At 70.7% G+C, this 26,466-nt stretch carries 25 protein-coding genes; 4 read left to right on the top strand and 21 right to left on the bottom strand.

Annotated elements, in window-relative coordinates; translation table 11 throughout:
- On the top strand, nucleotides 1-573 hold the full coding sequence (locus ACZ42X_RS06305) for a cob(I)yrinic acid a,c-diamide adenosyltransferase (RefSeq protein WP_361418998.1): 573 nt from the start codon (nucleotides 1-3) through the stop codon (nucleotides 571-573).
- Between the two features lie 15 nt (nucleotides 574-588).
- On the opposite strand, the gene ACZ42X_RS06300 is transcribed toward ACZ42X_RS06305, so the two are convergent.
- Nucleotides 589-1,167 (bottom strand): hypothetical protein, encoded by a 579-nt coding sequence (locus ACZ42X_RS06300; RefSeq protein ID WP_468285625.1) that lies wholly within the window; start codon nucleotides 1,165-1,167, stop codon nucleotides 589-591.
- 174 nt (nucleotides 1,168-1,341) lie between these two features.
- Here ACZ42X_RS06300 and ACZ42X_RS06295 point away from each other — a divergent pair, with 174 nt between their 5' ends.
- The 3 genes from ACZ42X_RS06295 to ACZ42X_RS06285 all read left to right on the top strand — a co-directional run bounded on the left by ACZ42X_RS06295 (nucleotide 1,342) and on the right by ACZ42X_RS06285 (nucleotide 5,234).
- On the top strand, nucleotides 1,342-2,541 hold the full coding sequence (locus tag ACZ42X_RS06295) for a sensor histidine kinase (protein ID WP_468284814.1): 1,200 nt from the start codon (nucleotides 1,342-1,344) through the stop codon (nucleotides 2,539-2,541).
- Nucleotides 2,538-3,224 carry a response regulator gene (locus ACZ42X_RS06290; protein ID WP_468284812.1) on the top strand — a complete coding sequence of 229 codons (687 nt, stop codon included), beginning with the start codon at nucleotides 2,538-2,540 and terminating at the stop codon, nucleotides 3,222-3,224. Before ACZ42X_RS06295 ends, ACZ42X_RS06290 begins: the two co-directional genes overlap by 4 nt.
- Before the next feature lie 225 nt (nucleotides 3,225-3,449).
- Entirely contained in the window at nucleotides 3,450-5,234 is a 1,785-nt protein-coding gene (locus tag ACZ42X_RS06285; protein ID WP_468285622.1) for a glycosyl hydrolase family 18 protein, read from the top strand.
- A 65-nt stretch (nucleotides 5,235-5,299) separates the two neighbouring features.
- On the opposite strand, the gene ACZ42X_RS06280 is transcribed toward ACZ42X_RS06285, so the two are convergent.
- From ACZ42X_RS06280 to rho, 20 genes are all read right to left on the bottom strand, one after another.
- Entirely contained in the window at nucleotides 5,300-5,746 is a 447-nt protein-coding gene (locus ACZ42X_RS06280) for a DUF2550 domain-containing protein (protein ID WP_468284810.1), read from the bottom strand.
- A 174-nt stretch (nucleotides 5,747-5,920) separates the two neighbouring features.
- Nucleotides 5,921-6,301, bottom strand: a complete 381-nt coding sequence (locus ACZ42X_RS06275) for a F0F1 ATP synthase subunit epsilon (protein ID WP_361419008.1) — start codon at nucleotides 6,299-6,301, stop codon at nucleotides 5,921-5,923.
- 127 nt (nucleotides 6,302-6,428) lie between these two features.
- Nucleotides 6,429-7,871, bottom strand: a complete 1,443-nt coding sequence (atpD, locus tag ACZ42X_RS06270) for a F0F1 ATP synthase subunit beta (protein ID WP_361419011.1) — start codon at nucleotides 7,869-7,871, stop codon at nucleotides 6,429-6,431.
- On the bottom strand, nucleotides 7,871-8,788 hold the full coding sequence (locus tag ACZ42X_RS06265; protein ID WP_361419014.1) for a F0F1 ATP synthase subunit gamma: 918 nt from the start codon (nucleotides 8,786-8,788) through the stop codon (nucleotides 7,871-7,873). The genes atpD and ACZ42X_RS06265 overlap by 1 nt, the downstream gene beginning before the upstream one ends.
- A 20-nt stretch (nucleotides 8,789-8,808) precedes the next feature.
- The gene (gene atpA / locus ACZ42X_RS06260) at nucleotides 8,809-10,398 is read right to left on the bottom strand and encodes a F0F1 ATP synthase subunit alpha (protein WP_468284808.1); all 1,590 of its coding nucleotides are present in this window, start codon (nucleotides 10,396-10,398) and stop codon (nucleotides 8,809-8,811) included.
- 126 nt (nucleotides 10,399-10,524) lie between these two features.
- Nucleotides 10,525-11,340, bottom strand: coding sequence for a F0F1 ATP synthase subunit delta (locus ACZ42X_RS06255; RefSeq protein WP_361419020.1), 816 nt, complete (start codon nucleotides 11,338-11,340; stop codon nucleotides 10,525-10,527).
- Nucleotides 11,337-11,882, bottom strand: a complete 546-nt coding sequence (locus ACZ42X_RS06250) for a F0F1 ATP synthase subunit B (protein WP_031073811.1) — start codon at nucleotides 11,880-11,882, stop codon at nucleotides 11,337-11,339. The genes ACZ42X_RS06255 and ACZ42X_RS06250 overlap by 4 nt, the downstream gene beginning before the upstream one ends.
- A gap of 41 nt (nucleotides 11,883-11,923) precedes the next feature.
- Nucleotides 11,924-12,163, bottom strand: coding sequence for an ATP synthase F0 subunit C (gene atpE, locus ACZ42X_RS06245; RefSeq protein WP_031073813.1), 240 nt, complete (start codon nucleotides 12,161-12,163; stop codon nucleotides 11,924-11,926).
- A gap of 86 nt (nucleotides 12,164-12,249) precedes the next feature.
- Nucleotides 12,250-13,059, bottom strand: coding sequence for a F0F1 ATP synthase subunit A (atpB, locus tag ACZ42X_RS06240; RefSeq protein WP_355362870.1), 810 nt, complete (start codon nucleotides 13,057-13,059; stop codon nucleotides 12,250-12,252).
- 225 nt (nucleotides 13,060-13,284) lie between these two features.
- Complete coding sequence (locus tag ACZ42X_RS06235; RefSeq protein ID WP_468284806.1) at nucleotides 13,285-13,698, bottom strand: hypothetical protein; 414 nt, start codon at nucleotides 13,696-13,698, stop codon at nucleotides 13,285-13,287.
- Between the two features lie 262 nt (nucleotides 13,699-13,960).
- Nucleotides 13,961-15,274, bottom strand: coding sequence for an MraY family glycosyltransferase (locus tag ACZ42X_RS06230; protein WP_468284804.1), 1,314 nt, complete (start codon nucleotides 15,272-15,274; stop codon nucleotides 13,961-13,963).
- A 106-nt stretch (nucleotides 15,275-15,380) separates the two neighbouring features.
- Nucleotides 15,381-16,658: a serine hydroxymethyltransferase gene (locus ACZ42X_RS06225; protein ID WP_468284802.1), complete on the bottom strand. Its 1,278-nt coding sequence runs from the start codon at nucleotides 16,656-16,658 to the stop codon at nucleotides 15,381-15,383.
- Between the two features lie 307 nt (nucleotides 16,659-16,965).
- Entirely contained in the window at nucleotides 16,966-17,610 is a 645-nt protein-coding gene (locus tag ACZ42X_RS06220; protein ID WP_355362878.1) for an arsenate reductase/protein-tyrosine-phosphatase family protein, read from the bottom strand.
- Complete coding sequence (locus tag ACZ42X_RS06215) at nucleotides 17,607-18,254, bottom strand: L-threonylcarbamoyladenylate synthase (protein ID WP_355362880.1); 648 nt, start codon at nucleotides 18,252-18,254, stop codon at nucleotides 17,607-17,609. The genes ACZ42X_RS06220 and ACZ42X_RS06215 overlap by 4 nt, the downstream gene beginning before the upstream one ends.
- A gap of 38 nt (nucleotides 18,255-18,292) precedes the next feature.
- On the bottom strand, nucleotides 18,293-19,174 hold the full coding sequence (prmC, locus tag ACZ42X_RS06210) for a peptide chain release factor N(5)-glutamine methyltransferase (protein WP_468284801.1): 882 nt from the start codon (nucleotides 19,172-19,174) through the stop codon (nucleotides 18,293-18,295).
- A gap of 25 nt (nucleotides 19,175-19,199) precedes the next feature.
- Nucleotides 19,200-20,279: a peptide chain release factor 1 gene (gene prfA, locus ACZ42X_RS06205; RefSeq protein ID WP_468284800.1), complete on the bottom strand. Its 1,080-nt coding sequence runs from the start codon at nucleotides 20,277-20,279 to the stop codon at nucleotides 19,200-19,202.
- A 110-nt stretch (nucleotides 20,280-20,389) separates the two neighbouring features.
- Nucleotides 20,390-20,614 carry a 50S ribosomal protein L31 gene (gene rpmE, locus ACZ42X_RS06200; protein WP_355362886.1) on the bottom strand — a complete coding sequence of 75 codons (225 nt, stop codon included), beginning with the start codon at nucleotides 20,612-20,614 and terminating at the stop codon, nucleotides 20,390-20,392.
- 154 nt (nucleotides 20,615-20,768) lie between these two features.
- Nucleotides 20,769-21,866 carry an LCP family protein gene (locus ACZ42X_RS06195; RefSeq protein WP_468284798.1) on the bottom strand — a complete coding sequence of 366 codons (1,098 nt, stop codon included), beginning with the start codon at nucleotides 21,864-21,866 and terminating at the stop codon, nucleotides 20,769-20,771.
- A 261-nt stretch (nucleotides 21,867-22,127) separates the two neighbouring features.
- Nucleotides 22,128-23,903, bottom strand: a complete 1,776-nt coding sequence (locus ACZ42X_RS06190) for a trypsin-like serine protease (RefSeq protein WP_468284796.1) — start codon at nucleotides 23,901-23,903, stop codon at nucleotides 22,128-22,130.
- Between the two features lie 225 nt (nucleotides 23,904-24,128).
- Nucleotides 24,129-26,234 (bottom strand): transcription termination factor Rho, encoded by a 2,106-nt coding sequence (rho, locus tag ACZ42X_RS06185; protein WP_468284794.1) that lies wholly within the window; start codon nucleotides 26,232-26,234, stop codon nucleotides 24,129-24,131.
- Nucleotides 26,235-26,466 lie beyond the last annotated feature (232 nt).

Below are 26,466 nucleotides of genomic sequence, written 5' to 3'. Positions count from 1 at the left end.
ATGGTCAATCTGACGCGCATCTACACGCGCACCGGCGACAAGGGCACGACGGCGCTCGGCGACATGAGCCGGACCGCCAAGACCGATCTGCGGATCGCGGCGTACGCCGACGCCAACGAGGCCAACGCCGTCATCGGTACGGCGATCGCGCTGGGGAAGCTCGACGCGGACGTCGTCAAGGTCCTCGTCCGCGTCCAGAACGACCTGTTCGACGTGGGCGCGGACCTGGCGACCCCGGTCGTTCCGGACCCGGAGTACCCGCCGCTGCGCGTGGAGCAGTCGTACATCGACAAGCTGGAGGCGGACTGCGACCGCTTCCTGGAGGACCTGGAGAAGCTGCGCTCCTTCATCCTCCCGGGCGGCACGCCGGGCGCGGCGCTGCTGCACCAGGCGTGCACGGTCGTCCGTCGCGCCGAGCGCTCGACGTGGGCCGCGCTGGAGGTGCACGGGGAGACGATGAACGCCCTGACGGCGACGTACCTGAACCGGCTCTCCGACCTCCTGTTCATCTTGGCCAGGACGGCGAACAAGGAGGTCGGCGACGTGCTGTGGGTGCCGGGCGGAGAGCGCTAGCGCGGCTGACTGCCGCTACCGGCGCTCGACGCGGACCGGTTCGGGCTGCTTCTGCGGCTCCTCGGGGTCCTTCCTCGGCCAGATCGCGTACGAGAGGGCGATCAGGCCGTGGATCCCGGCCGCCCGCCACGCCGCGCCCATCCAGCCGACGAGCGTGCCGGTGCGGCCGGGGTCGTCGACGTACAGGATCGCCAGCCACAGCAGGACCGTGGCGACCACCGCCCCCACGAGGGTGCCGAGCCAGATGCGGCCCTCGTGGCGGGCGCGGGCCATGCCGTAGCGCGGGGGCGGCACCGGGCGGGGGCCGCCGCCGAGGCGGTGGGCGGCGTGGCCGTCGAGCCACTTGACGGTGCGGTGGCCGTGGCCGACGGTGTAGCCGATGTAGAGCGCGGCCAGGCCGTGCTCCCAGCTCGGCTCGGCGCCGTTCTTGAGGTCGATCGCCGTGGCGACCAGCAGCACGACCTCCAGCAGCGGCTCGCACAGCAGCAGCGCGGCGCCCGTGCGGGGCATCTTCAGCAGGTAGCGGGTGGCGAGCCCGGCGGCCAGCAGCACCCAGAAGCCGACCTCACAGATGACGATCAGCGCGACGACCACAGCAGTTCTCCCTCCGGCGGCCCTCCGGCGGGCCTTCCGTACTTCTCCAGCCTCCCGGCCCGCGCCCGCCTGCGCGTCGTCGCCGGTGACGAATCGGTACTGCATCCTTCGATGTAGTCGACGCTCCGCCCGCGCGTGGACGCCCCTGAGCGGGCCACCGTGTTGGATGGACCCGTGAGACTCCCCCGTACGCATCGCGCCGATGTGCTGATCGCCGCGGCCGGGCTGACCTGCGGCCTGGTGCTGTGGGCGTTCGGGCTGTACGCGCAGGGGCCGAACTCCGGGCTGCCGGCCGGTGCGGTGGTGCTGGTGCCGCTCCTCGTGATGACCGCGCTGGCGCTGGTGCGCCGGACCATGCCGCGCACGGCGCTGGTCGCCGGCACGGTCGCCGTCGTCGGGGACCAGTTCACGCGCGGCAACCTGATGACCATCGTGATGTTCGCGGACATCGTCTACGCGGCCGTCGTGTACGGCCCGCCCGCCTCGGCGCGGCGCATCCCGGTCACCACCGGCCTGATCACCATCGGGGTGACGCTCGGCTTCCTGGCCTGGTACCGGGAGCCGATCGCCCTGCTCATCGGGGTGGTCACAGCCCTGATCTCGTTCTTCCCGGCGATCACCGGCGCGGTCGTCCGCAACCACCGGCAGGCCGCCGACACCGCGCGGCTGCGCGCGGAGCAGACGGCGCTGCTGGCCGAGCGGGACCGCCGGGAGGCGGTGATCGCCGAGCGGGCCCGGATGGCGCGGGAGCTGCACGACCTGGTGGCGGGCCACCTGTCCGCCATCGCGATCCACTCCACCGCCGCGCTGTCGCTGGACGACCCGAAGACCTCGCGGGAGGCGCTCGGCGTCATCCGGGAGAACAGCGTCGAGGGCCTCGCGGAGATGCGCCGCCTCATCGGCCTGCTGCGCGACCGGGGCGACCACGACGAACCCGCCCCCGCCCCGACCCTCGACGGCCTGGACGCGCTGGTGCGCCACGCGCGGACGAACGGCGCCGGAAGCGGCCTGACGTTCCGGCTGTTCGACGGCCGCGCGCCGGACACCGTGTTGCCGGCACCGGTCGAGCTGGCGGCGTACCGCATCGTCCAGGAGTCGCTGACGAACGCGCTGAAGCACGCCGACCCCGGCGAGGTCACCGTCGTCCTGCGGTCGGCCGACCACGCGCTGACGGTGGAGGTGACGAGCCCGTACGGCGTCCGGCCCGGCCCGCGGGTGCCGGGCTCGGGCGCCGGGCTGGTGGGGATGCGGGAGCGGATCGCGCTCGTGGGCGGGGAGTTCGAGGCGGGCCCGGTGGTGGAGCGGGACGAGAAGATCTGGCGGGTACGGGCGGAGCTGCCCGTGACGGAGGACGACAAGGAGCCGGACGCATGACGGACAGCCGACGCGGGCAGCGGGTGCGTGTGCTCGTCGCGGAGGACCAGAGCGCGGTACGGGCCGGGCTGGTGCTCATCCTGCGCAGCGCGCCGGACGTCGAGGTGGTCGGGGAGGCGCGGGACGGCGAGGAGGCGGTGCGGCTCGCGCGGGAGCTGCGGCCGGACCTGGTCCTGATGGACGTTCAGATGCCGCGGCTCGACGGGGTGTCCGCGACCCGGCAGGTGGTGACCGAGGGCCTCGCCGACGTCCTCGTCCTGACGACGTTCGACCTGGACGAGTACGTCTTCGGCGCCCTGCGCGCCGGGGCCGCCGGCTTCCTGCTGAAGAACACCGAGGCGAAGGACCTGATCGAGGCGGTACGGACGGTGGCGCGCGGCGAGGGCCTGATCGCCCCGGCGGTGACGCGGCGCCTGATCGCGGAGTTCGCGGCCCCGTCGCGCCCGTCGCGCCCGTCGGCGCGGAACGGCGCGGGCCCGGACCCTGCCGCGCTCGACGCGCTGACGCGGCGCGAGCGCGAGGTGCTGTCCTGCCTGGGCGAGGGGCTGTCGAACGCGGAGATCGCGGTACGCCTCGACATGGCCGAGGCCACGGTGAAGACGCACGTCAGCCGCCTGCTGGGGAAGCTGGAGCTGCGCAGCAGGGTGCAAGCGGCAGTGCTGGCACAGGAGTTGGGCGTCTGACACAGGGGCCAACGACAGTCGAACTCTAATGGTCTGGACCTATTGACGATTGGTCCAGACCTTCCTACGCTCACGGCGCGCACCTTTCACGGACTCAACCGACCCCCACCATGTCCGTCCGCATCTTGAGGAGCACCGTTGAGCACTCAAGCACTCCCGCGCAGATCGCGATTCCGGGCCAGAGCCACGGCCGGACTCACCGCCCTTCTGCTGCCGCTGGCCGCCATGGTCGGCCTCGCCTCCCCCGCCCAGGCCGCGGCCTCCGCGACCGCCTCGTACACCAAGGTCTCCGACTGGGGCTCCGGCTTCGAGGGCAAGTGGACGGTGAAGAACACCGGCACGACCACCCTCTCCTCCTGGACCGTCGAGTGGGACTTCCCCTCCGGCACGTCGGTCACCTCCGCCTGGGACGCCACCGTCACCAACAGCGGCACCCACTGGACCGCCAAGAACGTCGGCTGGAACGGCACCCTCGCCCCCGGCGCCTCCGTCTCCTTCGGCTTCAACGGCACCGGCACCGGCTCGCCCACCGGCTGCAAGCTGAACGGCGGCTCGTGCGACGGCGGACCCACCGTCCCCGGTGACGCCCCGCCCTCCGCGCCCGGCACCCCCGCGGCCTCGGACATCACCGACACCTCGGTGAAGCTCAGCTGGACCGCGGCCACCGACGACAAGGGCGTCAAGAACTACGACGTGCTGCGCGACGGCGCCAAGGTCGCCACCGTCACCGGCCTGACGTACACCGACACCGGTCTGACCGCCGGCACGGACTACTCGTACGCCGTCCAGGCCCGCGACACCGCCGGCCAGACCGGCCCGGCCGGCGGCTCCCGCGCGGTCCGCACCACCGGTGGCGGCACGGACCCCGGCCCCGGTCCCGGTCCCGGCCCCGGCTCCAAGGTCAACCTGGGCTACTTCACCAACTGGGGCGTCTACGGACGCAACTACCACGTCAAGAACCTGGTGACGTCCGGCTCCGCGCAGAAGATCACGCACATCAACTACGCCTTCGGCAACGTCCAGGGCGGCAAGTGCACCATCGGCGACGCCTTCGCCGACTACGACAAGGCGTACACCGCCGACCAGTCCGTCGACGGCAAGGCCGACACCTGGGACCAGCCGCTGCGCGGCAACTTCAACCAGCTGCGCAAGCTCAAGGCCCAGTACCCGCACATCAAGGTGCTGTGGTCGTTCGGCGGCTGGACCTGGTCCGGCGGCTTCCCCGACGCCGTGAAGAACCCGACCGCCTTCGCCCAGTCCTGCTACGACCTGGTGGAGGACCCGCGCTGGGCCGACGTCTTCGACGGCATCGACCTGGACTGGGAGTACCCGAACGCCTGCGGTCTGTCCTGTGACACCACCAGCGGTCCGGCGGCCTTCAGCACCATGATGAAGGCGATGCGGGCGAAGTTCGGCCCGAACAACCTGGTCACCGCAGCCGTCACCGCCGACGCCTCCGCCGGCGGCAAGATCGACGCGGCCGACTACGGCCCCGCCGCGCAGTACGTCGACTGGTACAACGTGATGACCTACGACTTCTTCGGCGCCTGGGCGGCGAAGGGCCCGACGGCCCCGCACTCCCCCCTCACCTCGTACCCGGGCATCCCGCAGGCGGGCTACAACTCCGCCGAGGCGATCGCCAAGTTCAAGGCGAAGGGCGTGCCGTCCGCCAAGCTGCTCCTCGGCATCGGCTTCTACGGGCGCGGCTGGACCGGCGTGACCCAGAAGGAGCCGGGCGGTACGGCGACGGGCCCGGCGGCCGGCACGTACGAGCAGGGCATCGAGGACTACAAGGTCCTCAAGGCCTCCTGCCCGGCCAACGGCACCGTCGCGGGCACGGCGTACGCGCACTGCGGCACCAACTGGTGGAGCTACGACACTCCGGCGACGATCACCGGGAAGATGGCGTGGGCGAAGAACCAGGGCCTGGGCGGCGCCTTCTTCTGGGAGTTCAGCGGTGACACCGCCAACGGCGAGCTGGTCGGCGCGATCAGCAACGGGCTGAAGTAAGCCCCCACAAATGAGGAGCCGCACCCCTCGGGGTGCGGCTCCTCTCGCGTCTTACGACTCACGACTCACGCCACATTGACCCGCTGGCCGGGGGGCGCCGCCTCCAGCCACGCCAGGAAGCCGGTCAGCGCGTCCTCGCTCATCGCCAGCTCCAGGCGCGTGCCGTGGTGCAGGCAGCCGAGGATCACCGAGTCCGACAGCAGCGCCAGCTCCTCCTCGCCCTCGGGCATCCGGCGCGCGAGCACCTCGATGCCGGAGCGCTCCAGGAGGCGGCGCGGGCGGGGCGCGTAGGAGAAGACCCGGAACCAGGCGATGCGGTCGCCGCTGTAGCGGGCGACGCCGTAGACCCAGCCCTTACCGGAGAGGTCGCCCTCCTCCGGGACGTTCCAGCGCAGGCTGCAGTCGAAGGTGCCGCCGGAGCGCTGGATCAGCCGCCGGCGCAGTCCGAACAGGAAGAGTCCGATCACCACCACGGCGACGACCACGGCGCTCACAAGCAGAGCGAGGAACATCTCCACCGACCTCCTCGCATCGTCCCGTACCGGCCGTACCGGAATCCGTATCGGATCACAATCTGCACCTGCACTGCACCTGTCTGCACTGCATCTGCATCGCCTCAGCCGCGGCCCGGTCTGGATGGTTCCAGCCGGGGCCGCGGCTGAGGGCACAACTGTTGGCGCGGGGCGTCAGCGTACCGCTGCCGCCACCGCACGCAGCCGGACGTCGGCGCGGCGCTCGGCCGCGGCGTCCGACTCCGCCTTCGCGCGCTCCAGCGCACGCTCGGCGCGCTGGGGGTCGATCTCGTCCGCCAGCTCGGCGATCTCCGCGAGCAGCGACAGCTTGTTGTCCGCGAAGGTGATGAAACCGCCGTGCACGGCGGCGACGACGGTCGCGCCCTCACTCGTACGGATGGTCACCGGGCCCGACTCCAGCACACCGAGCAGCGGCTGGTGGCCGGGCATGACGCCGATGTCGCCGGACGTGGTGCGCGCGATGACCAGGGTGGCCTCGCCGGACCAGACACTCCGGTCCGCGGCGACCAGCTCGACGTGCAGCTCAGCAGCCAAGGGTGGCTCCTCGGGTCACCACCCGGCCGCTCGGCCGGGTGTTGGGTCAATTCTACGGGGCGTGGAGAAGGGGGCGGGACGGACCCGCCCCCTTCCCATGAGTCAGCGGCGCTCGGAAGCGCGTGGCTCAGGAGACGCCCAGCTCCTTGGCGTTCTTCTTCAGGTCCTCGAGACCACCGCACATGAAGAAGGCCTGCTCGGGGAAGTGGTCGTACTCGCCGTCGCAGATCGCGTTGAACGCGGCGATCGACTCGTCGAGCGGCACGTCCGAGCCGTCCACACCGGTGAACTGCTTCGCCGCGTGGGTGTTCTGCGACAGGAAGCGCTCGACGCGACGGGCACGGTGGACAACGAGCTTGTCCTCCTCGCCCAGCTCGTCGATACCGAGGATCGCGATGATGTCCTGGAGGTCCTTGTACTTCTGGAGGATCCCCTTGACGCGCATGGCGGCCTCGTAGTGGTCCTGCGCGATGTAGCGCGGGTCCAGGATCCGGGACGTGGAGTCCAGCGGGTCCACGGCCGGGTAGATGCCCTTCTCGGAGATCGGACGGGAGAGAACCGTCGTCGCGTCGAGGTGGGCGAAGGTGGTGGCCGGGGCCGGGTCGGTCAGGTCGTCCGCGGGGACGTAGATCGCCTGCATCGAGGTGATCGAGTGACCACGCGTCGAGGTGATGCGCTCCTGCAGCAGACCCATCTCGTCGGCCAGGTTCGGCTGGTAACCCACCGCGGACGGCATACGGCCGAGCAGGGTGGACACCTCGGAACCGGCCTGGGTGAACCGGAAGATGTTGTCGATGAAGAAGAGCACGTCCTGCTTCTGCACATCGCGGAAGTACTCCGCCATGGTCAGACCGGCCAGGGCGACGCGCAGACGGGTGCCCGGGGGCTCGTCCATCTGGCCGAAGACCAGGGCGGTCTTGTCCAGAACGCCGGACTCTTCCATCTCCGCGATGAGGTCGTTGCCCTCACGCGTACGCTCACCGACACCCGCGAAGACGGAGACGCCCTCGTGGAGGTTGGCGACACGCATGATCATTTCCTGGATCAGCACGGTCTTGCCGACACCGGCACCACCGAACAGACCGATCTTTCCACCCTTGACGTACGGGGTGAGAAGGTCGACGACCTTCAGGCCGGTCTCGAACATCTCGGTCTTGGACTCGAGCTGGTCGAAGGCGGGGGCCTTGCGGTGGATCGGCCAGCGCTCGCCGACGTTGGCGTTCTCCTCCGGGAGGTTCAGCACCTCACCGAGGGTGTTGAACACCTTGCCCTTGGTGAAGTCGCCGACCGGGACGGAGATGCCCGCGCCCGTGTCGGTCACCGGGGCCTGGCGGACCAGACCGTCGGTGGGCTGCATGGAGATGGCGCGGACGATGCCGTCGCCGAGGTGCTGGGCGACCTCGAGCGTCAGCGTCTTCTTCTTGCCGGCCTCGGCCGGGTCCGCGACCTCGACGGTCAGCGCGTTGTAGATCTCCGGCATCGCGTCGACGGGGAACTCCACGTCGACGACCGGGCCGATGACCCGGGCGACGCGGCCCGTGGCGGCGGCCGTCTCAACAGTGGTCGTCATTACTTGTCACTCCCCGCGGTCGCGTCGGCCAGGGCGCTGGCGCCACCGACGATCTCGCTGATTTCCTGGGTGATTTCGGCCTGGCGGGCCGCGTTGGCAAGTCGGGAGAGCGTGTTGATCAGCTCGCCCGCGTTGTCGGTCGCCGACTTCATCGCCCGGCGACGGGCCGCGTGCTCGGAGGCGGCGGCCTGAAGCAGGGCGTTGTAGACCCGGCTCTCGACGTAGCGCGGCAGCAGGGCGTCGAGGACGTCCTCCGCCGACGGCTCGAAGTCGAACAGCGGAAGGATCTCGCCCTTCTTACCGTCCTCCTCCGCAGCCTTGTCGAGGCTGAGCGGCAGCATCCGGTTGTCCACCGGCATCTGCGTCATCATCGACACGAACTCCGTGAAGACGATGTGCAGCTCGTCGACGCCACCCTCAGCGGTGTCCTGCTGGACGGCCGCGATGAGCGGCGCGGCGACCTTCTTGGCGTCCGCGTAGCTCGGGCTGTCGGTGAAGCCGGTCCACGACTCCGCGACCTTGCGCTCGCGGAAGCCGTAGTAGGCGACACCCTTGCGGCCGACGATGTACGTGTCGACCTCCTTGCCCTCGCCGCGCAGCCGCTCGGTGAGCCGGTCGGCCTGCTTGATGGCGTTGGAGGAGTAGCCGCCGGCCAGACCGCGGTCGCTCGTGATGAGCAGGACCGCGGCACGGGTCGGGGTGTCCGCCTCCGTGGTGAGCGGGTGGTTGGTGTTCGATCCGGTCGCCACCGCCGTGACCGCGCGGGTGAGCTCGGTCGCGTACGGCGTGGAGGCCGCCACCTTGCGCTGCGCCTTGACGATGCGCGAGGCGGCGATCATCTCCATCGCCTTGGTGATCTTCTTCGTCGCGGTGACGGACCGGATGCGACGCTTGTAGACCCGGAGCTGCGCTCCCATGAGTCAGGTCCCTTCCGTCGTCACTTAGAGGCGGCCGGGGCGTCCTCGGCAAGGAGCTTGCCGTCCGACGTCTCGAACTGCTTCTTGAACGCGGCGATGGCGTCGCCGACGGCCTGGAGGGTGTCGTCGGACATCTTGGCGCCCTCGCGGATGGAGGTCATCAGGCCCTTGTGGTCGCGGTGCAGGTAGTCCAGCAGCTCGCGCTCGAAGCGGCGGATGTCCGCGACCGGGACGTCGTCCATCTTGCCCGTGGTGCCGGCCCAGACGGAGACGACCTGGTTCTCGGTCGCCATCGGCTGGTACTGCGGCTGCTTCAGCAGCTCGACCATGCGCTTACCGCGCTCCAGGGCGGCCTTCGACGCGGCGTCCAGGTCGGAACCGAAGGCGGCGAACGCCTCCAGCTCGCGGAACTGGGCGAGGTCCACGCGCAGACGGCCGGAGACCTGGCGCATCGCCTTGTGCTGGGCCGAGCCACCGACGCGGGAGACCGAGATACCGACGTTCAGGGCCGGGCGCTGACCGGCGTTGAACAGGTCGGACTCCAGGAAGCACTGGCCGTCGGTGATGGAGATGACGTTGGTCGGGATGAACGCCGAGACGTCGTTGGCCTTGGTCTCGACGATCGGCAGACCGGTCATCGAGCCGGCACCCATCTCGTCGGAGAGCTTGGCGCAGCGCTCCAGCAGACGCGAGTGCAGGTAGAAGACGTCACCCGGGTAGGCCTCGCGGCCCGGCGGGCGGCGCAGCAGCAGGGACACGGCGCGGTAGGCGTCGGCCTGCTTCGACAGGTCGTCGAAGATGATCAGGACGTGCTTGCCCTCGTACATCCACTGCTGACCGATGGCCGAGCCGGTGTAGGGCGCGAGGAACTTGAAGCCGGCCGGGTCGGACGCCGGGGCGGCGACGATGGTCGTGTACTCCAGGGCGCCGGCCTCCTCCAGCGCGCCGCGCACGGACGCGATGGTGGAGCCCTTCTGGCCGATGGCGACGTAGATGCAGCGGACCTGCTTCTTCGGGTCGCCCGAGCGCCAGTTGTCGCGCTGGTTGATGATCGTGTCGACGGCCAGGGCGGTCTTGCCGGTCTGGCGGTCACCGATGATCAGCTGACGCTGGCCACGGCCGATCGGGGTCATCGCGTCGACGGCCTTGTAGCCGGTCTCCATCGGCTCGTGCACCGACTTGCGCTGCATGACCGTGGGGGCCTGCAGCTCAAGGGCGCGACGACCGCTGGTCTCGATCTCGCCGAGGCCGTCGATCGGGTTGCCGAGCGGGTCGACGACCCGGCCCAGGTAGCCCTCGCCGACGGCGACGGACAGGACCTCGCCGGTGCGGGTGACCGACTGGCCCTCCTCGATGCCGCTGAACTCACCGAGGACAATGGCACCGATCTCGCGCTCCTCGAGGTTGAGGGCGAGGCCGAGGGTGCCGTCCTCGAACTTCAGCAGCTCGTTCGCCATGGTCGAGGGCAGACCCTCGACCTTCGCGATGCCGTCGCCGGCCAGGCTGACCGTACCGACCTCCTCGCGCGAGGCCGCGTCCGGCTTGTACGACTGGACAAAGTTCTCCAGCGCGTCCCGGATCTCCTCCGGCCGGATCGTGAGCTCCGCCATCTGGGTTCCCTGCTCTCCTTGTTGGGCCCGAAGTATCTTTGGGGGATCTGGGGGCTCCCCCCAGAACTTCTGCATCCTGTGCACGGCCCAACCGGGCCGTAGGTAACGCTTGTTGAGTTGGTGGCCTCAGCCGGCCAGCCGCCGGGCCGCCTCTGCGAGACGGTTGACGACGGTGCCGTCGATGACCTCGTCGCCGACGCGCACGGAGATCCCGCCGAGGACCGTGGGGTCCACGTCCAGGTTCAGGTGCATCTGCCGGCCGTACAGCTTCGCCAGTACGGCGCCGAGGCGCTGCTTCTGCTGGTCGGTGAGCGGCACCGCCGAGGTGACGACCGCGACCATCCGGTCCCGGCGCGCCGCGGCGAGCTTGGACAGGGATTCGAGTCCCGCCTCCAGGCTACGTCCCCGCGGCTGCGTCACAAGACGCACGATGAGCCGCTCCGTGGCCGGATCGGCCTTGCCGCCGAGCAGGCTGCGCAGCAGCTCGCCCTTGGCGGACGCGGTGGCGGCCTTGTCGGTCAGCGCGGCCCGCAGCTCGGTGCTGGACGCGACGATCCGGCCGAACCGGAACAGCTCGTCCTCGACGTCGTCGAGCGCGCCGGCCTTCTGCGCGGCGGAGAGGTCGGCGGTGTTCGCCAGCTCCTCCAGCGCGTCGACCAGGTCGCGCGAGTACGACCAGCGGGAGCGGACCATGCCGGAGACCAGGTCGACGGCTTCCCCGCCCACCTGACCGCTCAGCAGTCGCGCGGCCAGCTCGGCCTTGGCCTCGCCGGCCTGCGCCGGGTCGGTCAGGACCCGACGCAGCGATACCTCGCGGTCGAGCAGCGCGGTGACGGCGGCCAGCTCGCCGGCGAGCTTCGCCACGTCGACCGACGTGTTGTCGGTCAGCGCGTCGAGACGCTCGCGTGCGGCGGCCAGTGCCTCGCGGCTCGCTCCGTTCATCGGGCGGCCTCGGCCTTCTCCTCGAGCTCGTCGAGGAAGCGGTCGATGGTGCGGCTCTGGCGGGCGACGTCCTCGAGGGACTCGCCGACCAGCTTGCCGGCCAGGTCGGTGGCGAGCTTGCCCACGTCCTGACGCAGCGCGGTCGCCGCGGCCTTGCGGTCGGCCTCGATCTGGGCGTGGCCGGCCGCGATGATCTCCTCGCGCTGGCGCTGGCCCTCCGCCTTCATCTCCTGGATGATCGCGGCGCCCTGCTCCTGCGCCTCCTGACGCAGCCGCGCGGCCTCGTGACGGGCCTCGGCGAGCTGAGCCTTGTACTGCTCCAGCACACTCTGGGCTTCGATCTGGGCCGACTCGGCCTTCTCGATGCCGCCCTCGATGGCCTCGCGACGCTCGTCCAGAACCTTGTTGATGTTCGGGAGGAGCTTCTTGGCCAGGAAGCCGAAGACGATGACGAAGGCGATCAGGCCGATGACGAGCTCGTCGAGATGCGGGATCAGAGGAGGCTGGGGCTCCTCCGCTGCCGCAAGGAACAGAGCGTTCACATCAGTGCCTTCCGTGAAAGGGGTTGGTCTGCCGGTCCGGATCAGGCGGACGGGTAGACGAAGCCCATGACGATGCCGATGAGGGCGAGCGCCTCACAGAAGGCGAAACCCATGATCTGGTTGGTACGGATCAGACCGGCCGCCTCGGGCTGGCGGGCGAGGGCCTGGGTGCCGTTACCGAAGATGATGCCGACGCCGACGCCGGGGCCGATGGCCGCGAGGCCGTAGCCGATGGAGGCGACGTTTCCGGTGACAGCGGCGAGGTTGTCGAGAGCGGACATGCCGGTTCTTCCTTCTCTTTCAAGGATCCGGTGGGGGTTGGCCACCGGACGTCTGGTGGTTTGGGGTGGGCGGGGGCCCAGGCCGATCAGTGGTGCTCGGCGAGCGCGCCCTGCACGTAGTTGCAGGCCAGGAGGACGAAGACGTACGCCTGGACCGCCTGGATGAAGAGCTCGAAGGCGGTCATCACGACGACCATCACGAACGACGTGGCCGCGTAGGCGATGCCGATGCCGTTCAGCAGGTACCAGCTCGCCAGCGAGAACATCACGATCAGCAGGTGACCGGCGAACATGTTCGCGAACAGTCGCACCGCGTGGGTGAACGGCCGGATGATCAGGTTCGAGAAGAACTCGAGGAAGACGATCAGCGGCAGGATCGCGCCGAGCGACTTGTCATAGCCGGTGATGTTCTTCCAGCCGCCCACGAAGCCGTGCTTCTTGAAGGTGAGGCTGACCCACATCACGTAGACGATCAGCGCGAGACCGGCCGGGAAGGCGATCAGCGAGGTGACCGGGAACTGGGCGAGCGGAATGATCGACCAGAGGTTCATGACCCAGACGAAGAAGAACAGCGACACCATGAAGGGGACGTACTTCTCGCCGTCCTTCTTGCCGATGATCTCGTAGACGATGCCGCGGCGCACGAAGTCGTACCCGGCCTCGCCGACCATCTGGAGCTTGCCCGGGACGAGCTTCGGCTTCGCGAAGGCGGCCCAGAAGAACCCGACGATCAGAATCGAGCCCAGCAGGGCCAGCAGCATCGGCTTCGTGAATTCGAAACCGCCGATGTTGGCGATGGGCTCGTACATGAACGTGTGGAGGCCCGGCGCCGGGAAGCCGCATCCGGTGAAGATGTGACAGCTCGGGTCGAAGGCAAGCGTCTGGTCAGCACTCACCGCGGGCTCCTTCAGCGTGGCGCATAGGTACGGCAACCTCGTTGTGTCGGCGCGGCACGCAGCCGCGGTTCGGCACTGGACTGGTCTTACGGTTGGGGGGGCGGCGGGTCGGCGTCTCGCCTCGCGCTGGGACAGGCGTCAGCTCGGATGCCCGCGCCCGCAGTGCCGCAGTTGGCACCGGACGATAGCAGCATCTCGAACGCGCATTTATCCCGGCCCTACCTCTCACGTCGTGGACCCCGATTTTTCGGGCTCGACGTAGAGGACCTTGGCTTTCATGTACGCACGCGCCTGCGCCGCGACCCACACGATGGTCGTCGCGAGCAGCGTGAGACTGAATGCCTTGAAGTCGAAGAGCGTGGTGCCCTTCAGCAGGCTCAGGAAGATGAAGAGCACCAGCAGCTGGGCCGTGTAGAGCATGAGGCCCATGGCCTGGAAGAGCTGCGGCATGGACTTCGCCGTCCGCTGGAGCACCACGAGCCCGATACCCATGAAGAGGACGACCACGAGCGTGCCGGCCACGGCGCCGACGGCTCCCTCGCCACCGGCGACCACACCGCTCACGACGGTCGCGATGGCGCCGGCGGCAACGGCTGGTACGGCGGTGTGCAGGAGGGTGCGGACGTCGTTGGAGGGCATGGCGGCATCTCCGCTTGCTGGTGGGGGCAGTGGTGTCGTCATGGACGAGCGTAAGCCCGGTCCGAGGTGGGTCTCGGGGCCAAGGGGCCGTCGCACTACGGCCCTTCGGCGGTGTCGCCGGGTACTCGTGAACGGTATCACAAACTATTTGAATAGGTCTTTACTCAGAGGTGTGCCAACTCTCACACATGAGAGTGACCCCGCGCGTGTGTGCGCGACAGCGGGCCCTTCTGGGTGGTAAGGGGCGCGTTCGCGGCTTTCGTCAACCGCGCGTTCCCGCCTTCCGCCGGTCGGGGAGGGTGGAACGGGCGCCCAGCGCGGTCGCCCCGTTGACACCCGCCGGAACGGGCACGCGCTCCTCGCTCTCTCCGTCGTACGCGAGCGGGGGCGCCGGCTCCACCGCCGGCTTGCGGCGCCGGTAGCGCGGCGGAACGAACGACTCCGCCCAGCGCGGGGCGCGCGGCGTGAAGCGCGGCAGCAGCAGGAGCACCAGGCCGATCGCGGAGAGCGCGACGATCACCAGCACGATCCACATCGACGCGGAGTGCACCGAGTAGGCCAGCGTGCCGAAGGCGATGAGCGCCGACCAGAAGTACATGATCAGAACGGCGCGGCTGTGCGAGTGCCCGATCTCCAGCAGCCGGTGGTGCAGGTGTCCGCGGTCCGCGGCGAACGGCGACTGGCCGTTCCAGGTGCGGCGCACGATGGCCAGGACCAGGTCCGCCATCGGGATGGCGATGATCGTCAGCGGCAGCAGCAGCGGGATGAAGACCGGCAGCGCGGCGTGCGTGGCCTGGCGGGTCGAGCCCTCGAAGATCTTCAGCGCGTCGGGGTCGACCTGGCCGGTGATGGAGATGGCGGAGGCGGCGAGGACCAGGCCGATGAGCATCGAGCCGGAGTCGCCCATGAAGATCCGCGCCGGGTGCATGTTGTGCGGCAGGAAGCCCAGGCACATGCCCATGAGGATCACCGCGAAGAGTGTCGCGGGGGCGGCGGCCTCGATGGTGTAGCCGAACCAGATCCGGTACGCGTAGAGGAAGAACGCGGCCGCGGCGATGCACACCATGCCGGCCGCGAGGCCGTCGAGGCCGTCGACGAAGTTCACCGCGTTGATGGTGATGACCACCAGGGCGACGGTCAGGAGCGTGCCCTGCCACTGGGTGAGCGCGACCGTGCCGACGCCGGGGATCGGCAGCCACAGGATCGTCAGGCCCTGCATCACCATGACGCCCGCGGCGATCATCTGCCCGCCGAGCTTGATCAGCGCGTCGATCTCGAACTTGTCGTCCAGCACACCGATCAGCCAGATCAGCGCGGCGCCCGACAGCAGGGCGCGCGGCTCGTTCGACAGCTCGAAGACGCTGTTGAGGTTCTGCAGGTGGTCCGCGACGAGCAGGCCGGCACACAGTCCGAAGAACATGGCGATGCCACCGAGCCGCGGTGTCGGTTCTCGGTGCACGTCGCGGGCGCGGATCTCGGGCATCGCTCCGGCCGCGATGGCGAACTTCCGCACCGGACCGGTCAGCAGATAGGTCACCGCGGCCGTGACACAGAGCGTCAGCAGGTAATCACGCACGGGCTGCCCCACAGGAATCGCTGGCCATCTCAGCCCCACACCCTAGTCCCGGTCGCCCTGTGCTTGAGGACACGCGGACGGCCGCGACGGTTCCACGGCCCCGCTTCTACCCCCGATACGGGGGAAATCCTTCGGCGAGTTCTCGCACATCGGAGCGGACGCGCGGCGCCTTCTCCGCGTCGTCCGCCCGCAGCGCCGCCGTGAACAGCGCGGCGATCCGCGCCATCTCCGCGGTCCCCATCCCCTGCGTCGTCACGGCGGCCGTGCCGAGGCGGATGCCGCGCCCGTCGCCGTACGGCAGGGCGCACGTGTCCAGCACGATGCCGCAGGCCGCGAGACGGGCCTTGGCGACCCGTCCGTCCACGCCCAGGGGCGTGGCGTCGGCGCTGATCAGATGGGTGTCGGTGCCGCCGGTGGTGAGGGCGAACCCCTCGGCGGCGAGCGCCTCCGCGAGCGCCCGCGCGTTCGCCACGACCCGCCGGACGTACGCGCGGTACGCGTCGGTCGCCGCCTCCCCGAACGCCACCGCCTTCGCCGCGATCGTGTGCATCTGCGCGCCGCCCTGCGTGAACGGGAACACCGCCCGGTCCATCCGCTCCGCGAGCTCCGCGCCGCACAGCACCATGCCGCCGCGCGGCCCGCGCAGCACCTTGTGCGTGGTCGCGCACACGACGTCGGCGTACGGGACGGGGCTGGGCGCCATGCCGCCCGCCACCAGCCCGATGGGGTGAGCGGCGTCGGCGATCAGGCACGCCCCGACCTCGTCGGCGATCTCGCGGAAGGCCGCGTAGTCGATGTGCCGGGGGTACGAGATCGAGCCGCAGACGATCGCCTTCGGCCGGTGCTCGTGCGCGAGGACGCGGACCTGCTCGTAGTCGAGGAGACCGGACTCGGCGTCGACGCCGTACGGGACGAAGTCGAACCAACGGCCCGAGAAGTTGGCCGGCGCGCCGTGGGTGAGGTGCCCGCCGTACTGCAGGCCCATGGCCAGCACGGTGTCCCCGGGCCTCAGCAGCGCCGCGTACGCCGCGAGGACGGCCTGCGAGCCGGAGTGGGCCTGGACGTTCGCGTGGTCGGCCCCGAAGAGCGCGGTGGCCCGCTCGACGGCGAGCCGCTCGGCGGCGTCCGCGAACTCGCAGCCGCCGTGGTAGCGGGCGCCGGGGTAGCCCTCGGCGTACTTGTTGGCGAGCGGCGAGCCGAGGGCGGCGAGCACGGCGGGCGAGGCGAAGTTCTCGGCGGCGATGAGCTGCAGCCCGTCGGCCTGCCGCCGCGCCTCCCCGGCCAGTACGTCGGCGATCTGCGGGTCCTGCCGGCGCAGGGCGTCGGCGTCCGGACCGTACGCGGCGAGACGCGCGTCGGCGGCGGCAGCAGCGGTGACCGGCATCTGTGGCTCCAGGCGTGGGCGGGCCCCCGTCTACGCCCCAATGTAGGCCCGCACCCGGCTCGGCGCCCCGCGGGAACGCCCACGAGGGGTGTCAGCGCGGCGTCGGCACGCCCCGAGGGGTCTCAGCGCGGCGTCGGCACGCCCCGAGGGGTCTCAGCGCGGGGTCGGCACCCCGGTCAGTGCCGTCACCACCGGGTCCAGCGCCTGCTGGAGCCCCTTCCCGATGCGCCCCTCGCACTGCTCCGGCCCCAGGGGGCCTCCCAGGCCGCGGAGCGCTGCGCCGGACTCCGTCCGGCGGGAGATCCGGTCAGCGCGGCGTGGGCACGCCCGTCAGTGCCGTCACCACCGGGTCCAGCGCCTGCTGGATCTCGTCGCCGATCGAGCGGAAGAAGGTGATCGGCGCCCCGTACGGGTCGTTGACCTCGTCCGCCTCCGCGCTCGGGGCCAGCAGCCAGCCGCGCAGGGCCGCCGCCGCGCGGACCAGGGCGCGGGCGCGTTCGACCACGCCGTCGCTCGACGGGTCGGGGAGCGTGGCCGGATCTATCGCCCGGACCAGGCGGGTGAACTCCTTCAGGGTGAAGGTGCGCAGGCCCGCGCTGTGCCCCATCGAGATGACCTGCGCCCGGTGGTCGCGGGTCGCCGTGAGGACCAGGTCCGCGCGGATGACGTGCTCGTCGAGCAGCTCGCGGCCGACGAAGCCGCTCGCGTCCGCGCCGAAGTCGGCGAGGACGATCTCGGCGTTGGCCTCCATGGGGGCTCCCTCGTGCCCCCAGGTGCCGGCGCTCTCCACGACCAGGCCGCCGCCCAGGGGGTCGCCCAGGCGGTCGCAGAGGAAATGGCGGGTCAGCCGCTCGGTGATGGGTGAGCGGCAGACGTTGCCGGTGCTGACGTGGAGGATGCGGAAGGTGTCGGTCTCCGTGCCGCCTATGCCACGCCCCTCAGGGGCGGTCAATTGGCCACCTCGAGATCGGGTACCACCTTGCGCAGCTCGTCCGCGGAGAGCGCGCCCGCGCGCAGCAGGACCGGGACCTTGCCGGTGACGTCGACGATCGACGACGGGACGTTGCCGGGGGTCGGGCCGCCGTCGAGGTAGACCGAGACCGAGTCGCCGAGCATGCCCTGCGCGGCGTCGCAGTCCTCGGGCGACGGGTGCCCGGTGAGGTTCGCCGAGGAGACGGCCATCGGGCCGACCTCGGTGAGCAGTTCGATGGCGACCGGGTGCAGCGGCATCCGGATCGCGACGGTGCCGCGGGTGTCGCCGAGGTCCCACTGGAGGGACGGCTGGTGCTTGGTGACCAGGGTGAGCGCGCCGGGCCAGAAGGCGTCGACGAGCTCCCACGCCTGCTCGGAGAAGTCCGTGACCAGGCCGTGCAGGGTGTTGGGCGAGCCGATGAGCACGGGGGTCGGCATGTTGCGGCCGCGCCCCTTGGCCGCCAGCAGGTCGGCGACGGCCTCCGCGCTGAAGGCGTCCGCACCGATCCCGTACACGGTGTCGGTGGGCAGCACGACGAGCTCGCCGCGGCGGACGGCGGACGCGGCCTCACGCAGGCCGGTCGTGCGGTCGGTCGCGTCGTTGCAGTCGTATCGCCGAGCCATTTAACGGGCCTCCTCGTACACGTACACGGTCTCGTGTGTCATGGGGTCGCCTTGCGCGCGGTCGCGAAGCGCGGGCGGTTGTTCAGGTCCGGGTGGTCGGCCGCGTCCGTCCAGCCGGCTTCCTCGTTGAAGATCCACGGCACCTGCCCGCCCTGCGTGTCGGCGTGCTCGATGACGACGAGGCCGCCGGGGCGGAGCAGCCGGTGGGCGGTGCGCTCGATGCCGCGGATGGTGTCGAGGCCGTCCTCGCCGGAGAAGAGCGCCATCTCCGGGTCGTGGTCGCGGGCCTCGGGGGCGACGTACTCCCACTCGGTGAGCGGGATGTACGGCGGGTTGGAGATGACCAGGTCGACCTGGCCGTCGAGCTCGGGCAGGGCCGTCAGGGCGTCGCCGTGGTGGACGGTGACCCTGGACCCCTCGGCGTTCTTGCGCGCCCACACCAGGGCGTCCTCGGACAGCTCCACGGCGTGCACGCGCGAGCGCGGCACCTCCTGGGCCATGGCGAGGGCGATGGCGCCGGAGCCGGTGCACAGGTCGACGATGAGCGGCTCGACGACGTCCATCGCACGGACGGCGTCTATGGCCCACCCGACGACCGACTCGGTCTCCGGGCGCGGCACGAAGACGCCGGGGCCGACCTGGAGCTCCAGGTAGCGGAAGAAGGCCCGTCCGGTGATGTGCTGCAGCGGCTCGCGGGCCTCGCGGCGGGCGATGGCCTCCCAGTAGCGGGCGTCGAAGTCCGCGTCCTTGACCGTGTGCAGCTCTCCCCGCTTGACGCCGTGCACGAACGCGGCGAGCTCCTCGGCGTCGAAGCGCGGTGAGGGTACGCCGGCGTCGGCCAGCCGCTGGGTGGCCTGGGCCACCTCGGCAAGCAGCAGAGTGCGGGGGCCTGGGGGGCGTCCCCCAGAATGTCGCTGCACGCTGGTCCTCCGTACGGGGTATGTCTTACGCGGCCGCGGCGAGCTTCGCCGCGGAGTCGGCGTCGACGCAGGCCTGGATCACGGCGTCCAGGTCGCCGTCGAGCACCTGGTCCAAGTTGTACGCCTTGAAGCCGACCCGGTGGTCCGAGATCCGGTTTTCCGGGAAGTTGTACGTACGGATCTTCTCGGACCGGTCGACGGTGCGCACCTGGCTGCGGCGCGCGTCCGCGGCGTTGCGCTCGGCCTCCTCCTGGGCGGCGGCGAGCAGCCTGGAGCGCAGGATACGCATGGCCTGCTCCTTGTTCTGGAGCTGGCTCTTCTCGTTCTGGCAGGAGGCGACGATGCCGGTCGGCAGGTGGGTGATGCGAACGGCGGAGTCGGTGGTGTTGACGGACTGGCCGCCGGGGCCGGAGGACCGGTAGACGTCGATGCGCAGGTCGTTGGCGTGGATCTCGACGTCGATCTCCTCGGCCTCCGGGGTCACCAGGACACCGGCGGCGGAGGTGTGGATGCGGCCCTGCGACTCGGTGGCCGGCACGCGCTGCACGCGGTGCACGCCGCCCTCGTACTTCAGGCGCGCCCAGACGCCCTGGCCGGGCTCGGTGGCGCCGTTGCCGCCCTTGGTCTTCACGGCGACCTGGACGTCCTTGTAGCCGCCGAGCTCGGACTCGGTGGCGTCGATGATCTCGGTCTTCCAGCCGACCCGCTCGGCGTACCGCAGGTACATGCGCAGCAGGTCGCCGGCGAAGAGGGCGGACTCGTCGCCGCCCGCGCCGGCCTTGATCTCCAGGATGACGTCCTTGTCGTCGCTGGGGTCGCGCGGGACCAGCAGCAGGCGGAGCTTCTCGGTGAGCTGCTCGCGCTGCTTCTCCAGCTCCTTGACCTCGGCGATGAAGTCGGGGTCGTCGGCCGCGAACTCCTTGGCGGTCTCGATGTCCTCGCCGGTCTGCTTCCAGGAGCGGTACGTGGCGACGATCGGGGTCAGCTCGGCGTAGCGCTTGTTGAGCTTGCGCGCGTTGGCCTGGTCTGCGTGGACGGAGGGGTCCGCGAGCTTCTTCTCGAGGTCGGCGTGTTCGCCGATCAGTTCCTCGACCGCCTCGAACATCGGTGCTCCTGGTTTTCGTACGCGGGTGGTGGCTGCTGCGGGAGTGAGACGGCAAACGCCGGTCCCGGCCGCCCCTCGCCGGGGCGGCCGGAGACCGGCGCAGGGGCTCGCTACTTGGCGGAGCCGGCAGCCTTCTTGCCGAAGCGGGCCTCGAAGCGGGCCACACGGCCACCGGTGTCGAGGATCTTCTGCTTGCCCGTGTAGAACGGGTGGCACTCGGAGCAGACCTCGGCACGGATGTTGCCGCCCTGGATCGTGCTACGGGTGGTGAACGACGCGCCACAGGTGCAGCTGACCTGCGTCTCGACGTACTCGGGGTGGATGTCGCGCTTCAAGGTGTCTCCTAGTTTCGGGAGGGCGCCGGGTCGCACGGGCGGGATGCGCGTGCGTGAACCGGGGCCGACGTACCAGTCTGCCAGGACTGGCCGTATCTCCCAAAACCGGGGTGGGTCCGCATCTATTCCGGGGCCGGGGCGGAGGGGGTGCGGGCTACTTGACCACGCCCTGGGCCGTGCCCGTGGCGGCGTCCTTCGTCGCGGACGCGGGGATCGGCCGGTCCTGCCGCAGGGCGGTCCACACCTGCCGGGACTGGGCCTCCAGCGGTACGACGCGGTTGAGGTCGGCGGGGTCGTACCGCACCGGCATCGTGATCATGTGGACGTCGTCGGGGCCGAGCTGCTGCAGGCCGCGGGCGAAGCCGACGAGCTCCTTGACGGTGTCGAGCTCCGCGTCGGGCGTGATGGCCTTGGTGGCGGTGTCGGCGAGGCCCCAGAGCTTCTGCGGGCTGGTGAAGACGCCGACGCTCCTGACCTGCTCGATGAAGGCCTTGATGAACGCCTGCTGGAGCTGGATGCGGCCCAGGTCGCTGCCGTCGCCGACGCCCTTGCGGGTGCGGACGAGGCCGAGGGCCTGCTCGCCGGAGAGGGTGTGCGTGCCGGCCGCCAGGTCGAGGTGGCTGGACGGGTCCTTGATCGCCGCGGTGGTGGTGACCTCGACGCCGCCGAGCTCGTCGATGAGCTTCTTGAAGCCGGTGAAGTCGACCTCGATGTAGTGGTCCATGCGGATGCCGGACATCGCCTCGACGGTCTTGACCGCGCAGGCCGGGCCGCCGACCTCGTACGCCGTGTTGAACATGGCCTTGCGCTGGCCGGGGACGGGCCGGCCGGTCTTGTCGGTGCAGTCGGGCCGCTCGATGATCGTGTCGCGCGGTACGGAGACGACGCTGGCCTTCCGGTGGCCCTCGTGGACGTGGAGGATCATCGCGGTGTCGGAGCGGGCGGCGCCCTCGTCGCGGCCGTAGGCGCCGTTGGCGCCGGCGCGGGTGTCGGAGCCGAGGACGAGGATGTCCATCGAGCCGTTGTCGACGTCGTCGGGGCGGTTGTCGTCGCGCAGCTGGGCGTTGATGTCGACGCTGTCGATGTTGCCGTTGAGGGTGACGTAGCCGTACGCCAGTCCGCCGCCGCCGACCACCGCCAGTCCCGCCGCCGACCAGGCGGCGACGCGGAGCGCCCTGCGGCCCTTGGCGGGCGGCTTGCGGCGGCGCCCGGTGGCGCGTATTCGGGTGTGGCTGCGGTCCTGGTCGGCCATGGGTGTCCTCGGTCTCGTGGTCTTCGGTCTCCCGTCCTTCCCTGCCGCGTCAGACGGGGAAGCGGCCCACAGGGTTGCACGCGCTCGTGAGAGGGGTTCCGGAAAACACCTGTGCCCACCGTGCGGCGCACGGTGGGCACAGGTGCTTGTTTTCCCAGGTCACAGCCAGGTCACCGGGGTGTTGCGGGCCGACTGCGCGCCCGCACCGACTGTGACACGGATCTCCGGCGGAGGCGGACCGAGGTCACGCCGCGGTCAGCCTCAGCCGAAGATGTTGAACGCGTTCCAGCCGCTGCCGATCTTCGTACGCGGCGAGAAGGGCGCCGAGGCGGAGCCACGGCCGGCGTAGAACCACAGCACGCCGTCCCGGTCGCGGGCGAACAGGTCCGCCCGGCCGTCACCGTTCACGTCGCCGGTGGCGGCGTACGCGGTGAAGTTCCAGCCCGTGCCGACGAAGGTCCGCTTCCCGAAGGGAGCGGTCGCCGAGCCACGGCCCGGGTAGACGTACAGCGCCCCCGAGGAGTCCCGCGCCAGCAGGTCGGCGCGGCCGTCTCCGGTGTAGTCGCCCTTGCCCGTGAGGGTGAGGACGCCCCAGCCGGAGCCCACCTGGACGCGCTTGCCGAAGGTGCCGTTGCCGCGGCCCGGGTAGGTCCACATGACGCCGGCGGTGTCGACGGCGAGCAGGTCGGCCTGCGCGTCGCCGGTGAGGTCGCCGGGCAGGGTGATGGACTTCATCGCCCCCCAGCCGCCGCCGATGCGGGTCGCGACGTACTCGCCCGCGGCGAAGTCCGGGTGGAACCAGTGGAGGTCACCGTTGGTGGTGCGCACGATGAACTCGGCGTGGTTGTCCCGCTGCAGGTCGGCCTGACGGATCAGGTTCGTCCCGCTCCAGTCGCCGAGCGAGACACGGCCACCGACGGTGGTGCCCCGCGAGTAGTACTCGAAGAGCTCGCCCCCGCTCGTCCGGGCGAGAAGGTCCGCCCGGCCGTCGAAGTTGAGGTCCGTGTCGTCGATCCGCGGGTTGATGCGGCCCGCGTACGTGCTGGTCTTGGCGTAGACGCCGTACGCGCCCGACTCGACGCAGTCCTCGACGCCCCACGAGACGACACCGGCTATGCGGCCGTTGACGACCAGCGGGCCGCCGGAGTCGCCGTTGCACGGCGTCACGGTGCCGGCGTCCTGGCCGGAGGCCGGTTCGCCCGCGCAGACCATGTTGCCCGCGACGAAGTGGGAGCCGAAGTACGCCGAGCAGGAGCTGTCGGCCCGCATGGGCACGGTGGCCTTCTGCAGGGTCTCGGCCGACTCGTCGCTGGTGGAGCTGATCCGGCCCCAGCCGTAGACGGTGCCCGGCGTGCCCGCCTTGTACGACAGGGTGTCGTCGGCCGACGTCGTCTGGAGCGTCTTGTACGGCAGCGGTTCGGCGAGCGTCAGGACCGCGACGTCACCGTTGACGGTGGTGTCGTTGTACGCCGGGTTCACCCACTGGCGGGCGACGCCGACGGCCGTGCCCTCACCGTGCGTGCTGAACAGCTTCTCCGTACCGCCGACCACCGTGCCGTTGAGGGCCCAGTCGGTGCCGTACACGCAGTGCGCGGCGGTGAGGACCTTGTTCGGCGCGACCAGCGAGCCACCGCAGAAGAAGCCGGTGCCGTCGGCGGGGTCGTAGTAGTACAGCTGCACCATCCACGGCGCCTCGGCGATGGTCGCCGGCGTACCGCTGATGATCTTCGGGTCGACCGTGGAGGACGACGACGAGCCGCTCGGCGCGGGCTCGGGCGCGTCACTCGACGCGTCCTTGGAAGCGTCCTGGGACGTGTCCCTGGACGCGTCCTTCTTCAGGACGGATTCGACACCCTCGACCCGGGCCCGCAGCTCCGCCTCGGAAGACGTGGGCAGCGGGCGCACGGTCCGCTCGCCGGAGAGCGGCTGGGTGTCGGTCGCCTGGGCGGGGGCGCCGCCGAGCAGCGCGCCTCCCAGGGCGAATGCGGCGGCAGCCGCGGGGAGGGCTATGCGCGCCCTCCGCTGAGCAGATGTCACTCAGAAACTCCTCTCGATGTCCGCGCAGGGAGGAGAGGAGCCACGGAAGGCCACCGGAAAAGGACAACGGCGCGGAGCGGCCCGGTTCTTCAGGGCCCGGCTCCGTCGACTCAGTGAGCGCATTCGTAAATGCGTTCCCCCCCACTACGACGCGCTGATCCTACAACGCCGAACCGCCCCCGTCACTGGCGTAACGGGGGCGGTTCAGTGGTTCCTGACGGAGCGTCAGTCGTTGCCGTTTCCGGCCGACGGCGTCGTCTTCTGGATCTGGAGCAGGAACTCGGCGTTCGACTTCGTCTGCTTCATCTTGTCGAGCAGCAGCTCGATCGCCTGCTGCTGGTCGAGCGCGTGCAGCACCCGGCGCAGCTTCCAGACGATGGCGAGCTCCTCGCTGCCGAGCAGGATCTCCTCCTTGCGCGTACCGGACGCGTCGACGTCTACGGCCGGGAAGATGCGCTTGTCGGCGAGCTTCCGGTCGAGCTTGAGCTCCATGTTGCCGGTGCCCTTGAACTCCTCGAAGATCACCTCGTCCATGCGCGAGCCGGTGTCGACCAGCGCGGTGGCCAGGATGGTCAGCGAGCCGCCGTCCTCGATGTTGCGCGCGGCACCGAAGAAGCGCTTCGGCGGGTAGAGCGCGGTCGAGTCGACACCACCGGACAGGATGCGGCCGGAGGCGGGGGCCGCGAGGTTGTACGCGCGGCCCAGGCGGGTGATCGAGTCGAGCAGGACGACCACGTCGTGGCCCAGCTCCACGAGGCGCTTGGCGCGCTCGATGGCCAGCTCGGCGACGGTGGTGTGGTCCTCGGCCGGGCGGTCGAAGGTCGAGGAGATGACCTCGCCCTTGACCGACCGCTGCATGTCGGTGACCTCTTCCGGACGCTCGTCGACGAGGACGACCATCAGGTGGCACTCGGGGTTGTTGTGGGTGATCGCGTTGGCGATCGCCTGCATGATCATGGTCTTGCCGGTCTTCGGCGGGGCCACGATCAGGCCTCGCTGGCCCTTGCCGATCGGCGACACGAGGTCGATGATCCGCGTGGTCAGCACACCCGGGTCGGTCTCCAGACGGAGGCGGTCCTGCGGGTAGAGCGGCGTCAGCTTGTTGAACTCGGGACGGCCGCGGCCCGAGTCGGCGGCCATGCCGTTGGCCGAGTCCAGGCGGACCAGCGCGTTGAACTTCTCGCGGCGCTCGCCCTCCTTGGGCTGGCGCACGGCGCCGGTGACGTGGTCACCCTTGCGCAGGCCGTGCTTGCGGACCTGGGCGAGGGAGACGTACACGTCGTTCGGGCCGGGCAGGTAGCCGGAGGTCCGGATGAACGCGTAGTTGTCGAGGATGTCCAGGATGCCCGCGACGGGGATCAGGACGTCGTCCTCGGAGACCTGCGGCTCGCCGGCCGCGAACTCGTCGCGGCCACGGCGGCCACGGCGGTCGCGGTAGCGGCCGCGACGGCCCCGGCGGCCGCCCTCGTCGTCGAAGTCGTCCTGCGGGCCGGTCTGGGCCTGCTGGCCGCCCTGGCGCTGCTGGCGCTGGCCGCCGCCCTGCTGGTCGGCGCCCTCGCCCTTGCCGCGGTCACGGCGGTCGCGCTGGCGGTCACGGCGCTCGCCGCGGTCGCCGCGCTCCCCGCGGTCACGCTGGCGGTCCCGGCGGCCCGCCTCGGCGGTGTCGACGGAGGCCTCGGCCTTGGCGTCGCCCTGCGCGTCGGTACGGGTCTCGGTGCGGGTCTCGGCGCGGACGTCGGTCCGCACGTCCGTCCGGACGTCGGCGCGGGCCTCGGTGCGGGTGTCGCCCTCGGGGCTGCCGGCCGGCGCGGTGGCCCGGCGACGGCGGCGCTCGCCCATGCCCTGGTCGTCGGCGGCCGGCTGACCGGGGATCTCGATCTGCTGCTGCGCGACGGGCTGCCCGGCCTTCACGGTCTTGGGCGCGGCGTCGGTCTCCTCGGCCTTGCCGGCCTTCTCCGTCTTGTCCGCGGCCTTGGTGGCGGCGGCCTTGCCGGCGGTGGCGCCCTCCTCGCCCGTACGGGCCTTGGAGGTGGCGCGGCGCTTCGGCTTGGTCTCGGCGGCTCCGGCCGCACCGGCGCCCGGCGCGGTGGCGCCGCCCCCGGCCTGCGCCTCCTTGATGACCTCGATCAGCTGGCTCTTGCGCATCCGCGCGGTGCCCCTGATGCCGAGGCCGGACGCGACCTGCTGCAGCTCGGCCAGGACCATGCCCTCGAGGCCGGTGCCGGAGCGGCGGCGCCGTGAGGTGGTGCCAGTGGCAGCACCTGCGGCGGGCGCGGGGGTGTCGACGCTGGTGTCGGCAGTCACGCCCATCAGATCGGTGGTGTCGCTCACGAAGGGTCCTTCCCTGGAGCGGACGTCGGCCTTCTGGCTCGGCGACCGGTTGTGCTGTCCGACAGCGGTCCCTGATCTGTGGTCCGTGTCGGGGCGGTGGTCCCGCCGGGTGCGGCGGAAAGAGAGATACGTGCTTGGGTCCGGCCCGAGGCCCCCTGCTCGGCCCGCTCCTGGGAAAAGCGAGGGGTGTCGCGCGCCGGTTCCGGAGCGTGCTCGAAACTGCTCAGGCAGG

The sequence above is a fragment of the Streptomyces sp. NPDC030862 genome, from assembly GCF_055571835.1.
Note: the sequence above shows the minus strand (reverse complement) of the source record. Positions and strands in the feature narration are given on the sequence as shown.